This is a genomic window from Oceanicola sp. D3 (assembly GCF_006351965.1).
In the GTDB taxonomy this organism is placed as follows: domain Bacteria; phylum Pseudomonadota; class Alphaproteobacteria; order Rhodobacterales; family Rhodobacteraceae; genus Vannielia.
The window spans coordinates 964,394-976,621 of record NZ_CP040932.1 but is presented as its reverse complement, the minus strand read 5'-3'; the positions used below and the strand labels follow the sequence as shown (position 1 = coordinate 976,621).

Annotated in this window: 10 protein-coding genes and 1 tRNA gene; 9 read left to right on the top strand and 2 right to left on the bottom strand. The window is 64.5% G+C overall.

All coding sequences use genetic code 11. The features are described 5' to 3' along the window. The first annotated feature begins 138 nt into the window (after positions 1-138). Together FHY55_RS05055 and FHY55_RS05050 are read left to right on the top strand one after the other, a co-directional pair. Positions 139-1,752, top strand: coding sequence for an ATP-binding protein (locus tag FHY55_RS05055; protein WP_140013148.1), 1,614 nt, complete (start codon positions 139-141; stop codon positions 1,750-1,752). Beyond that, entirely contained in the window at positions 1,749-3,167 is a 1,419-nt protein-coding gene (locus FHY55_RS05050; RefSeq protein ID WP_140013147.1) for a sigma-54 dependent transcriptional regulator, read from the top strand. The genes FHY55_RS05055 and FHY55_RS05050 overlap by 4 nt, the downstream gene beginning before the upstream one ends. Positions 3,168-3,184: 17 nt before the next feature. Here the strand turns inward: FHY55_RS05050 and FHY55_RS05045 are convergent, their stop codons facing one another. Further along, entirely contained in the window at positions 3,185-4,354 is a 1,170-nt protein-coding gene (locus FHY55_RS05045; RefSeq protein WP_140013146.1) for a MalY/PatB family protein, read from the bottom strand. 92 nt (positions 4,355-4,446) lie between these two features. Between FHY55_RS05045 and def (FHY55_RS05040) the strand changes: the two genes are divergently transcribed. The 7 genes from def (FHY55_RS05040) to FHY55_RS05010 all read left to right on the top strand — a co-directional run bounded on the left by def (FHY55_RS05040) (position 4,447) and on the right by FHY55_RS05010 (position 8,798). Further along, entirely contained in the window at positions 4,447-4,968 is a 522-nt protein-coding gene (gene def / locus FHY55_RS05040; protein WP_140013145.1) for a peptide deformylase, read from the top strand. Positions 4,969-4,970: 2 nt separating this feature from the next. Further along, a complete protein-coding gene (gene def / locus FHY55_RS05035; RefSeq protein WP_371707701.1) occupies positions 4,971-5,429 on the top strand; it encodes a peptide deformylase in 459 nt (152 codons plus the stop codon). Next, positions 5,426-5,917 carry a peptide deformylase gene (def, locus tag FHY55_RS05030; protein ID WP_140013143.1) on the top strand — a complete coding sequence of 164 codons (492 nt, stop codon included), beginning with the start codon at positions 5,426-5,428 and terminating at the stop codon, positions 5,915-5,917. The genes def (FHY55_RS05035) and def (FHY55_RS05030) overlap by 4 nt, the downstream gene beginning before the upstream one ends. Before the next feature lie 87 nt (positions 5,918-6,004). Continuing rightward, complete coding sequence (fmt, locus tag FHY55_RS05025; protein ID WP_140013142.1) at positions 6,005-6,907, top strand: methionyl-tRNA formyltransferase; 903 nt, start codon at positions 6,005-6,007, stop codon at positions 6,905-6,907. Continuing rightward, on the top strand, positions 6,907-7,143 hold the full coding sequence (locus tag FHY55_RS05020) for a hypothetical protein (RefSeq protein ID WP_140013141.1): 237 nt from the start codon (positions 6,907-6,909) through the stop codon (positions 7,141-7,143). The genes fmt and FHY55_RS05020 overlap by 1 nt, the downstream gene beginning before the upstream one ends. Before the next feature lie 95 nt (positions 7,144-7,238). Next, positions 7,239-8,657 carry a mechanosensitive ion channel domain-containing protein gene (locus FHY55_RS05015; protein ID WP_254695420.1) on the top strand — a complete coding sequence of 473 codons (1,419 nt, stop codon included), beginning with the start codon at positions 7,239-7,241 and terminating at the stop codon, positions 8,655-8,657. 66 nt (positions 8,658-8,723) lie between these two features. After that, positions 8,724-8,798 (top strand) — tRNA-Gln (locus FHY55_RS05010). Positions 8,799-9,169: 371 nt separating this feature from the next. Here the strand turns inward: FHY55_RS05010 and FHY55_RS05005 are convergent. After that, positions 9,170-12,226 (bottom strand): efflux RND transporter permease subunit, encoded by a 3,057-nt coding sequence (locus tag FHY55_RS05005; protein ID WP_140013140.1) that lies wholly within the window; start codon positions 12,224-12,226, stop codon positions 9,170-9,172. Positions 12,227-12,228: the final 2 nt, after the last annotated feature.

The following is a 12,228-nucleotide window of genomic DNA, read 5'->3' as shown; positions in this document are numbered from 1 at the left end:
AACGAGCGATGGGTCTGGAAAACCTGCCTTTAAAGACAAGTGGCTGCGCAGTTAGGGTTTGTTTAAAACCAGCGATCGTGCAACCTTTGCGGGAATCTCCGATCGACGGCTTTGCGCCACTTACGGCGGGGTCTCATCATGGCTGAAGACTGGCTGCCAGGCTCCGTGCCCTCGCCGGGCACAGAAAAAGCAAACAGCACCATTGAGCTGTTCTCACACGACATTCGCTCGGCTGTAGCCGATGTGCTCAGCGGGTTGAGGTTGGTTGACTTTTCCCAGCTTGATCCAGCCACTGCGGCCCAGCTTCAGCGCGTTTCGACTGCTGGAGAAAGCCTTGCCCGGCTGCTGGACAGCGCCCTGCGCCAGTTTGGAGAGGGCGGGCTGACGATGCCAGAGCGCGATCCGGCGCAGGAGCCGGTGCCCCTGCTGGCGGTGATGCGCAACCTTGAACGCCGCTGGGCCGGTCACGCCCGCGAGCTTTCCATGGCGCTGCGCCTCGATATCGCCGCCGACCTGCCCACAGTGCTGCACCTCGACGCCGGGGCACTCGACAGGGTGCTGGCCAACCTGCTTTCGAACGCGTTCAAATATGCCGATTGGGGCGAGGTGGTGCTTTCTGTCGACATGCGCTCCGGCGATGAGCTGCGCTTCCGCGTGCGCGATCAGGGGCCCGGATTTTCTGACGCGGCGCTGGCAAGGCTGTTTGAGCGCGGCGGCAGGCCCGGTGGGCAGACCAAGCCGGGCAGCGGGCTGGGGATGCACATTGCCAAGGAGATCGCCACCCGGTTGGGCGGGCAGCTTCAGGTTTCGAACTCCAGTGAAGGCGGGGCTGAAGTTTCGTTGTTGCTGCCACGTCAATCTTGGGCATGGCACCCCTCTGCCGGGGCCGACCTTGCAAGCGCCGATGCGCCACCGACGCTGCCCGATCTGTCGGGCCTCACCGCGCTGGTGGCGGAGGACAACGCCACCAACCAGCTGCTCTTCACCCAGATGCTCGACCACCTCGGCGCAGCGTGGAAGCTGGCCCCGGATGGTGCAGAAGCCCTGCGCCTGCTGTCGGGCGGCGGGTTTGACTTTGCGCTGGTGGATATCGATATGCCCGAGCTTTCGGGCACCGAGGTGATCGCTCGCACCCGCGCGCTGAAGGGCGACACCCGGCTTATCCCCATGCTCGCCGTCACCGCCTATGTGCTGCAGGAACATCGCGAGAAGATCTATGATGCCGGGGCCGATGGGATCCTTGCCAAGCCGGTCGGCTCGTTGGCAGCCTTTGGCCAGTCCATAGCCACGCTGATGCTGCGCACCCGTGGCACCGCGCCGCGCCAGATTGAGGCTACGCCAGAGCCTCCCCGCAGCCATGAGGGCCCGCCGCCGGACTTTTGCCCGGAGCGGCTGGATCGGCTGATCGCAATTTCGGGCGATGATGGCGGGCGCGAATTTCTCAGCCGTCTGCACGCCGACCTTTGCCGCAGCCGCATCTCGCTGGCGCAGGCGGGGGCGATCGGAAACGCCGATGAGATCCGCGCTCAGACCCATGTGATCATCTCGCTCTCCGGTGCCGTTGGCGCCCTACCCCTGCAAGACCTTGCCAATCTCGCCAATGCCGCCGCGCATCGCGCCGAACCGTCTGAAAGCCTCGCCCGCACTCTGGTGGAGATTGACAGCCGCCTCGCCGGTCTGATCAAGAGTATCAGCGCCGAGATCTCCAGCCGCTTCGAGGGCGAACGCCCCACCAGGGAGGCCTCTGAATGACGCCCGTGCTGCTCATCGAAGACGTCGCGTCGATGCAGTTGGTGTATGAATCCGTGCTCAAGACGGCGGGCCACAGCGTGGAAAGCGCCTCAACCGCGGCAGACGGGTTGCAGAAATTCCGACAGCATAGGCCCGGAGTGGTGCTGGTGGACCTCATGCTGCCTGACCGCGACGGGCTGGAGCTGATCGAGGAGTTCATCGCCGCAGACCCGTTTACCCATGTGATCGTCATCACCGCCAATGGCTCGATCAACCGCGCGGTGGAAGCGATGCGCGCAGGGGCGTGGGAGTTTTTGGTCAAGCCTTTTGATGAGACCCGCCTGCTCGACGCGGTGTCGGGCGCCACGGCAGACCACGCCCGAGCCACCGGGCAGCACAATGGCAACGGCCATCTGACCGACCCGGCGCCGAGACTGCCTGCCGCCGAACAGACCGGCCTCATCGGCTCCTCCACACCGATGCGCGAGGTGATGCACAAGATCGGCTCGGTTTCGCGCTCCATGGCCACGGTGTTCATCTCGGGCGAAAGCGGCACGGGCAAGGAGCTCTGTGCCCGCGCGGTGCACGACACATCGTCCCGCGCCAATGGGCCTTTCATCGCGCTGAACTGCGGGGCCATTCCCGGCGACTTGCTGGAAAGCGAGGTGTTTGGCCACCTCAAGGGCAGCTTTACCGGCGCGCTGGCCGACAAACCGGGCGCTGCTGCGGCGGCGGACGGGGGCACGCTGTTTCTCGATGAAATCTGCGAGATGGACCTCGGGCTACAAACCAAGCTGCTGCGCTTTCTGCAAACCTCCACCATCCAGCCCGTCGGCTCCACCAAGCCGCGCAAGGTAAGCGTGCGCATCCTTTGCGCCACCAACCGCGACCCGCTTTCGGAAGTGCGTGCAGGGCGTTTTCGCGAGGATCTATATTATCGCCTTCACGTGGTTCCGCTCCACCTGCCGCCCCTGCGCGAGCGCGGGCGTGACGTGATCGAGATTGCCCACCATGCGCTGGCAGAATTTGCTGCCGAAGAGAACAAGCGCTTCTCCCGGATTTCGCCCGAGGTCGAAGAGCTTTTTTGCACGCTCGATTGGCCGGGCAACGTGCGGCAGTTGCTGAACGTGCTGCGCAATGTGGTGGTGCTGCATGATGCCGAAGAGGTGCAGCTTTCGATGCTGCCGATGGAGCTTCACCACGAGGTGGAAGCCCGGGCAGAAGCCGCGCGCGTTGCCCACCGGGACGCCGCCGAGCGCCCTGCCCCCGGCCCGGAGCTTGACGGGCTCATCGGCAAGCCAATGGCAGAAATCGAGCGCTTGGTGATCGAAGAGACCATCGCGCGGGAAGGCGGCTCTGTGCCTCGTGCCGCCCGTATCCTTCAGCTTTCGCCCTCAACGATCTATCGCAAGCGCGAAGGCTGGCAGAAGGACTAGCCTGCCCTCCGGGGGCCCTATTGCAAATCGCTGAAGGCCGCCTGCATCCGCTCCACCGCCTCGGCGACCCGTGCCCGAGGCGTGGCGATGTTGAAGCGCAGAAAACTCTCGCCGCCCTTGCCGAAGGTGTCGCCATGATTCACCGCGATCTTGCCGACCTTCTCCACCCGGCCTGTGAACTCTGCCTGCTCCATGCCAGTGCCGGAAAAATCGACCCAGCTGAGATAGGTCGCCTCCAGCGGCATCGAGGCAAGGCCGGGAATGGCTGAAATTCCCTCGTCGAAGACCTTTCGGTTGCCGTCCAGATAGGCACAGAGCGCGTCCACCCACTCTGCGCCCTCGGGCGAATAGGCGGCCTCGGCCATAAACAGGCCAAAGGAGTTGGGCGAGAGGCCCAGCGCCGCCATGCGGGTGGCAAAGCGCGCCCGCAGGCGCTCGTCGGGGATGATCACGTTGCCGGTGTGAGCACCGGCGATGTTGAAGGTTTTGGTGGTGGAACTCATCATCACCAGCCTGTCTTCGATGCCCTCGATCAGCGCCATAGGCGTGTGGTTTTGGCCGGGCATCAGCAGGTCGTGGTGGATTTCGTCCGACACAAGCACAAGGTCATGCCGCTTGGCGAAGGCGGCCACACCTTCCAGCTCGGCACGGGTCCAGACCCGGCCGCCGGGGTTGTGGGGCGAGCAGAGCACCAGCATCTTCTCGCGGCCTGTCATCTGCGCATCCCAAGCGTCGAAATCCATTTCGTAGCGCCCGTCGCGCAACGCCAGCGGGCATTCCACCACCTCGCGCCCTGCTGCTTTGATGACCCGCGCGAAGGCATGGTAGACCGGCGTCATCAGCACCACGCCATCCCCCGGCGCGGTGAAGGCATCGACGCAAAGCGCGGTGCCGTTGACCAACCCGTGGGTGGTGTGAATCCAGCTGTCTTCCACCTTCCAGCCATGACGCTCGGCCATCCACCAGCGGATTGCCTCAAGATAGCCGCTGTCGTCGCCGTAGTAGCCATAGAGCCCATGGGCCGCCATCTTCTCGACGGCGCCTTGAACGCAGGCGGGGGGGCGGAAATCCATGTCGGCCACCCACATCGGCAGGCCGGTATCGGCGGGCACGCCGTAGATCGCTTCCATCTTGTCCCATTTCGCGGAATGGGTGCCTCGGCGTTCGATGATCTCGTCGAAATTCATGGTGGCTCCTTGCTTCGTCGCGAAGCTAACGCAGCGCACGCCGGGTGCAACCCTTGTTGCGCCGCGCCCGCGCCTGTCCTAAATCCCCTCTCATGGCCCTGCGTGATATCCTCATCCACCCCGACCCCCGGCTCAAAAAGCCCGCCGACCCTGTGACCGCGTTCGACCGCGAGCTCCGGCGGCTGGCCGATGACATGTTAGAAACCATGTATGACGCTCCCGGCATCGGGCTGGCCGCACCGCAGATTGGCGAGATGCACCGGCTGCTGGTGATGGATTGCATCAAGGACGATGCCGAAGAGGCCCGCCCGATGGTGCTGATCAATCCGCAGATCGTGTGGTCATCGGAAGATCAGAACACCTATGAAGAGGGCTGCCTCTCGATTCCCGAGCAATATGCCGATGTCACCCGCCCGGCGGAGGTGAAGGTGCGCTGGCAGGGGCTTGATGGCGGTGAGCAGGAAGAGCAGTTCAGCGGGCTCTGGGCCACTTGCGTGCAGCACGAGATCGACCATCTGAACGGCAAGCTCTTCATTGATTATCTCGGCCCGATGAAGCGGCAGATGATCACCCGCAAGATGCAGAAGCTGAAGCGCGAGAAGGCCCGCGCTTGACCGTGCTGCCGATCGTCCAATGGCCGGACGACCGGCTAAAGGCCATCTGCGCGCCGGTGGGCGATGAAGACATGGCCGCGCTGGCCGCGGATATGCTGGAGACCATGTATGCCGCCCCGGGCCGTGGCCTTGCCGGGCCGCAGGTGGGCGTGCTGCGCCGAATCTTCGTGATGGATGCGGGCTGGAAGACGGGAGAGGCGACGCCGCGGGTGTGCCTTGACCCGGTTATCACGCCTCTGGGCGAGGAGATGGCGACGATGGAGGAAGGCTGCCTCTCCATCCCCGGACGTCCGGTGCAGGTAACACGGCCCGCGCGCATCCGGCTTGATTATCGCGATCTGGACGGCGACGCGCAGAGCGTGGAGCTTGAGGGGGCCGAGGCGGCGATTGCGCAGCACGAGGCCGACCATCTCGACGGCAGGCTCATCATCGACGGGCTTGAAGGGGAGGCGCAGGCATGAGCGCTCGCCCTTTCATCCCCTGGCCCGACAAGCGCCTGCAAACCGCTGCCGCTCCGGTGGGCGAGATCACCGACGAAATCCGCGCAATCTGGGATGACATGGTGGACACGATGGAGGCCATGCCCGGCTATGGCCTCGCCGCCCCGCAGATTGGGGTGATGCTGCGACTCGCAGTGGTGGATTGCTCCAAGGAACGCGGGCAGGCGGTGCGGCTGGCCGACCCCGAGATCACCATGCTGGGCGAAGAGCTATTCGACTGGGAAGAGGCGAGCCCGAATGTGCCGGGGATTTCGGCCAAGCTCTCGCGCCCGTCGCGGGTGGCGGTGGCCTATACCGACGAGAGCGGCGCGCGGGTGGAAAAGAAGTTTGAAGGCCTCTGGGCGACCAGCGTGCAACACCAGATTGACCATCTGGAGGGGCGGATGTTCTTTGACCGGTTGAGCCGGGTGAAGCGGCAGATGCTGTTGAAGAAGGCCGCCAAGCGGTAGCGGCGTGAGCGGTGGGTTTTACCCACCCTACCAGCGCTGGAAGAGTTTGAGCAGAGTCGGGGCCTGTCCCGACGTAGGGAGGGCGGAATGCGGATCATTTTCATGGGAACGCCAGAGTTTTCGGTGCCCGCGCTCAATGCGCTGCATGACGCGGGCCACGAGATTGCCTGCGTCTACACCCAGCCGCCTCGCCCCGCCGGACGCGGCAAGAAAGACAGGCCCTCACCCGTGCAGGCCCGCGCGGAGGCACTGGGGCTGGAGGTGCGCCACCCGGCCCGGCTGAAGGGCGCGGAGGAGCAGGAGGCTTTTGCAGCGCTGGGGGCCGATCTGGCCGTGGTGGTGGCCTACGGGTTGATCCTGCCGCAGGCGGTGCTGGATGCGCCGCGATTTGGCTGCATGAACATCCACGCCTCGCTGCTGCCGCGCTGGCGTGGGGCCGCGCCGATCCACCGGGCGGTGATGGCGGGGGATGCGGAGACGGGCGTGTGCATCATGCAGATGGAGGCAGGGCTGGATACCGGGCCGGTGCTGCTGCGCGAGAGCACGGCGATTGGGGCGGAGGAAACGACGGGCGATTTGCACGACAGGCTCAGCGAAATGGGCGCACGGCTGATCGTGAGCGCCGCCGAGCGCGCAGGCGCGCTGGAGCCGATACCACAGCCCGAGCTGGGCGTGAGCTATGCCGAGAAGATCGACAAGGCGGAGGCGGCAGTGGATTGGACCCGCTCGGCCAAAGAGGTCGACTGCCACATTCGCGGCCTCTCCCCCTTCCCCGGCGCCTGGACGGACGTGGACGGCGAGCGGGTGAAGCTGCTGCGCTCGCGGCTGGCCGAGGGCAGCGGCGCGCCGGGTGAGGTGCTGGGCGGCTTCACGGTGGCGTGCGGCAGCGGCGCGGTGGAGGTACTTCAGGCGCAACGACAGGGCAAAAGGCCAATGGAGGCCGCCGAACTCTTGCGCGGGCTGACGCTTCCGGGCAGGCTCGGGGCCTGATGTATATCGTTCTGCTTCTCATTGCCGGGGCCGCCGCCGGATTTGCCATCAACCGCGCCACAGAGCGCCGCTTCGATGACGAGGTGGCCGCGGTGATGGGCGCGGGCGTTGTGCTGCTGTGTTACCTTGGCCTGCTTATGCTGCCGCTGCTCTTCTTCGTGCTGAAATACCTGCTGATCCTTGCGGTCATCGCCGGAGCCGCCGCCGCGCTCTACTTCGTGGTGAAGAAACGCTAGACGGCAGCTGCGAAGAGCGGTCGCGCCGCAGGTGCAGGACCGCGATGAGCTGCGCTGCGCAACGGGGCTTTTCCCCGCCGCCCGGCCCGCCTACCATGGCACGACATTACAGCACCCACGGATTTGACCCGATGCGCATTGCCCTACGCTGCCTGCTCCTCAGCCTTGCCCTCCTGCTCACCCTCCCCGCCCCCATGGCCCGCGCACAGGAGGCCGGCGAGAGCCAGCCGACGGGCACCATCGGGGTGGAAGAAAGCCGCGAGCAGGATGCGGCCATCGCCCAGCGCATTCGTGCCATCCTGAGCGAGCTGGAGGGCTACCAGGATGTGACCGTGGCGGTGAAATCCGGCATCGTCACCCTGCGCGGCACCACGCTGGACGCCGCCAAGGCCCGTGCGCTGAATGATCTCGTGGCCCGGGTCGACGGTGTGGTTGCCATCGAGAACGAAGTGGTGGAAAGCACCGACGTCGTGGAGCGGCTCAACCCGGCGATGGAGCGCTTTCAGGAGCGCATCGGCCAGATGATCGCCTGGGCTCCACTGCTGATCATCGCCTTCGGCGCCTTCCTCATCGTCGCCTTCATCGGGGTTCTGCTGGCCCGCATGAAGCAGCCGTGGGACCGGCTCGCGCCCAATGCCTTCATCGCCGACATCTACCGGATGCTGCTGCGGCTCGCCTTCGTAGTCGCCGGTATCGTGGTGGCGCTGGATATCCTCAACGCCACCGCTCTGCTGGGCACCATCCTCGGTGCCGCCGGTATCATCGGTCTGGCCATCGGTTTTGCTGTGAAGGACACGGTGGAGAACTTCATCGCCTCGATCATGCTCTCGATCCGCCAGCCGTTCCGGCCCAATGACGCCATCGAGATCAACGGCGACGAGGGCAAGGTGATCCGCCTGACCAGCCGTGCCACGATCATCCTCAGCTGGGACGGCAACCACATCCGCATTCCCAACTCCACGGTGTTCAAGAGCCGGATCGTGAACTTCTCGCGCAACCGCGAACGGCGCGTGCTCTTCGAGATCGGTTTTGAGGGCGACATGGACATGGAGGCGGTGCGCCTCATCGCCGAACAGACGGTGCAGGCACTGCCCTTCATCCTCGAAACCCCGGCCGCCAAGACATGGATCGACCGTATTTCGGATGCGGGCATCATCCTGACCTGCACCGGCTGGATCGACCAGACGGAAACCTCGCTGCTGCTGGCCAAGGGCGAGGCGCTGCGGCAGGTCAAGGGCGCGCTGGAGGCCCATGGGCTGACCGTGCCAGACACCACCTATCGCCTGCGCCTCGATCCGCCCATCGGTGCCCTGCCCGCCGCCGCACCGGGCGAGGCAGAGCGCACGCCCGTGGCCACCCCGCAAGAGCCCACCGCGCCCGCGCCCGCCCCGGTGACCGAGTTCGCCGAAGTCGCCGCGACGGAGGAAAAGGAACTGGAAGCGATGGTGGAGGCGGAGCGCGCCGAGGAAGGACACGAGGACGACCTGCTGGATCACAGCACGAAGGTGGAATAAGCCGCATTTTCCCACGCCGGGGGGCTTGCGCAGCGGCGCGAGACTCAGTAGGAACCCCCTCGCTGTTGGGGTGTAGCCAAGCGGTAAGGCAGCGGTTTTTGGTACCGTGTACCGTAGGTTCGAATCCTACCACCCCAGCCAGCAGCCCCCTTGCATAGCATTGCACTACGGTGCCCAAGGCAGCGCCCCTCTTTCAGAGACGTTTATAGCAACCGGATGGCGTGAGCATGACTGCGCCGCGCAACTGCTTATGGGCGGTACGACAGATGCCAGCCCGGGCATCTTGTTTGCGTCCACCTGAGCCAACGCCACTCATGGGTTTGGCTGGCGATGGCCACCCTTCATCGCCTCCGCTTGGTAGCTGCTCCCGTTCCGCTTTTGCATCACAAGCGCGCCGGTTCTTGCTGTCGCAGACCACTTCCAGCGAGTGCCCCGGACGCGCCCTGCCCACTGCATGGCCCTACCGTGCTCGGTGGCGCACCGGTTTTCCGACCGCCACCGAGCACATTCCATCAGGCCGGCGTGGCTGCCATGGCGGCTTTCGCTCTTAGGTCCGTTTTGCGGAACATCACGAAATAGAACACCGGGGCCGCGATCAGGGTGAGGACCGAGGCGAAGGCGAGGCCGCCCATGATGGTTGCCGCCATGGATTGGAAGAAAGCGTCGGTCAGGAGTGGCAACATGCCAAGGATCGTCGTTGCCGCCGCAAGGAAGACAGGCCTCAGTCGCGAGGTGGATGCGGAGACGATGGCGTCCTTCAGTGGCATGGCGGGGTTGTCTTCACGGGTCAGGTCGATTTCTTCAACCAGAACGATGCCATTCTTGATCAGCATGCCGGAGAGCGACAGGAGCCCAAGCAAGGCGGTGAAGGTGAAGGGCAGACCCGAGCCCAGAAGCGCGAGGCTCACACCATTGACCCCCATCGGCACCAACAGCCAGATGATGAGCGGCTGACGCAGCGCGTTGAACAGGAGCACCGAGATCAGGATCATGATAATGGCGCTCAGAGGCAATTGGCTGCCGAGCGAAGCCTGCGCATCGGTGGAACTCTCCAGCTCCCCGCCCCACTCCATGCGGTAACCTTCGGGCAGGGTCATGGCCTCCACGGCATCCTGCACCTCTGCCTGCACCTGTGCTGCGGTCATCCCACGCGGTATGTCGGCACCCATGGTGATCACCTGCATGCGATCACGGCGGTGCAGCAGCGTATCCTGCGGCTCAAAGCGGAAGCCGTCGATCACCTGCTCCAGCGATACAAGCGTGTTGCCGCTTTCGGAGTAGATCGTGTGATCGGTCAGGGCGAGGTCGGCGTCACGGGGCGAGCGGATGACGATGGGGATCTGGCGGTCGCCTTCACGGAAGGTGCCCGCGTCGATGCCTTCGGTTGCAAATTGCAGCGTCTGAGTGATCTGGCTGCGAGAAATGCCGGCATCCTGAGCCCGGTCCTCGGCATAGATCGGGCGCAGCACCAGCTCGCGTTCTCGCCAGTCCTGACGCAGAGCAACGACGTTGTCGGAGGCGGCCTTCATCCGCGCCATCGCCTCATCGGCAAGGTCGCGGAGCACATTGGGATCACGGCCGGAGAAGCGCACCTCGATGGGCGCACCGCCGCCGGGGCCAAAGGCCAGCCGCTTCACCCGGAACTCGCCTTGCGGAAGCGCTTCAGTGGCAAAGGCTTCGAGCTCGTCCATCTCGTCTTCGATCACGTCAAGCGAAGAAACACGCACGATCAGTTGGCCGTAGCTCGGGTTCGGATCCTCCGACTGATAGGTCAGCATGAAACGCGAAGCCCCCTGACCGGTGAACGATGTCACCGCCTGCACGTCATCGCGCTCGGCCAGCCAATCTTCCATCACGGAGAGGTCGGCAGAGGTTTGGTGGATCGACGCGCCCTGCGGCAGCTTGTAGTCGACAAAGTAGAGCGGCGTGTTGCTGTCGGGGAAGAACTGCTGTTTGACTTGGCCGAAGAGCATATAGCACACCGCCGTCCCCCCGATCAGCGCGGCGATCACCAGCCAGCGCAGCTTGAGCGAGGCGCGTAGAACCGCCGCGTAGCCGCGAAACAGCGCACCATCATAGCCATCGCCGCCACCTGCAGCGCCGCGCTTGAAAAAGTAATGCCCCAAAAGCGGCGTCGCGCTGATGGCGAGCACCCACGAGAGCAGCAGCGAAATTGCAATCACAGCAAAGAGGGAGAACAGGAACTCGCCTGTAGCATCCGGCGAAAGCCCGATCCCGGCGAAGGCCATGATGCCAATCACCGTCGCGCCAAGCAGTGGGATTTGCGTTTTGCTGGCTGCCTCTGTCGCGGCCTCACGCGAGCTTTTGCCTTGCCGCATGGCGATCTGCATTCCCTCCGCCACAACAATGGCGTTGTCCACCAGCATCCCCATCGCAATGATCAGCGCACCGAGAGAGATCCGCTCCATCTCGATGGAGACAAGGTTCATGAAGAACAGCGTTCCCACCACGGTCAGCAACAGGGTAGAGCCCACGACAACCGCCGCGCGCCAGCCCATGAAGAGGGCCAGCACCACGACCACGATACCCACCGACATCGCGAGGTTTACGAGGAAGGCGTTGGAGGCCTCCTCAACCACCGTGTGTTGACGGTAGACCGATTGCACCTCGATCCCGAGGGGCAGGGTTTCGCGCAGTTCGGCGAGCCGCGCATCCACGCGCTTGCCGACCTCGACGATGTTTTCGGTGGCGATGCCGGCCACCCCCAGCGTGAAGGCATCCGTGCTGTTGTGGCGCACGATGAGCTCGGGGTTGGCTTCGGGGCCGCGATAGATATGCGCGAAGTCGGTGAGGTTGACGATTTGCCCGCTAACACCGAGGGAAAGCGCCGCAATCTCGGATACGCTGTCAGAGCCCTCGGGCCGCTGAACCAGCATGCGTCCGTCCGTGCTTTGCAGGGTGCCGCCATCGACGATCTCGTTGGCGCTGTTGACGGCCCCGAGGATCGCGGTGGGCGGAATACCCATTGTGGCGGTCAGCGCAGGGTCCGGCTCAATGTAGATCACCTCGTTGGGCACGCCCGAAAGGGCCACGTCCGATACGCCGTCCACCGTCAGCAGTTCGCGCCGCAGATAGGTGGAAAGCCGGTTGATCTCGGCGTCCGAATAGCCGGGCGCGGTGACCGCATAGTAAAGCCCGTAGACGTCGCCGAAACTGTCGTTGACGAAGGGCGCGGTGGCCCCAGAGGGCAGCGCCGCCTCCCCCACCCTGTTCCTGAGCTTGGTCCAGATCTGCGGCAGTTCCGAGCCGTCGTAGTTGTCTTTCATGTTCACCGTGATCCAAGACAGACCCGGCTGGTTCATCGACTCGATATCCTTGACCTCGCTCATCTTCTGGATTTGCGATTCAAGCGGCTCGGTGACCTCAAGCGCCACCTCTTCGGCCGAGGCGCCCGGATACTGGGTGACGACCACGGCGGTCTTGATGGTGAAGGCCGGATCTTCCAGACGGCCAAGCGATGCAAAGCCCCAGATGCCGCCCAGCAGACAGATCAGCATGACGATCCAAGTATAGACCGGCCGGTCTATGGAGGCGCGCGCGATATCCATGG

Bases quoted from the DNA above. Each gene is read 5' to 3' on its own strand.
- FHY55_RS05055 (WP_140013148.1), top strand. From the start codon at position 139: ATGGCTGAAGACTGGCTGCCAGGCTCCGTGCCCTCGCCGGGCACAGAA.
- FHY55_RS05050 (WP_140013147.1), top strand. From the start codon at position 1,749: ATGACGCCCGTGCTGCTCATCGAAGACGTCGCGTCGATGCAGTTGGTG.
- FHY55_RS05045 (WP_140013146.1), bottom strand. From the start codon at position 4,354: ATGAATTTCGACGAGATCATCGAACGCCGAGGCACCCATTCCGCGAAA.
- def (WP_140013145.1), top strand. From the start codon at position 4,447: ATGGCCCTGCGTGATATCCTCATCCACCCCGACCCCCGGCTCAAAAAG.
- def (WP_140013143.1), top strand. From the start codon at position 5,426: ATGAGCGCTCGCCCTTTCATCCCCTGGCCCGACAAGCGCCTGCAAACC.
- fmt (WP_140013142.1), top strand. From the start codon at position 6,005: ATGCGGATCATTTTCATGGGAACGCCAGAGTTTTCGGTGCCCGCGCTC.
- FHY55_RS05020 (WP_140013141.1), top strand. From the start codon at position 6,907: ATGTATATCGTTCTGCTTCTCATTGCCGGGGCCGCCGCCGGATTTGCC.
- FHY55_RS05015 (WP_254695420.1), top strand. From the start codon at position 7,239: ATGGCACGACATTACAGCACCCACGGATTTGACCCGATGCGCATTGCC.
- FHY55_RS05005 (WP_140013140.1), bottom strand. From the start codon at position 12,226: ATGGATATCGCGCGCGCCTCCATAGACCGGCCGGTCTATACTTGGATC.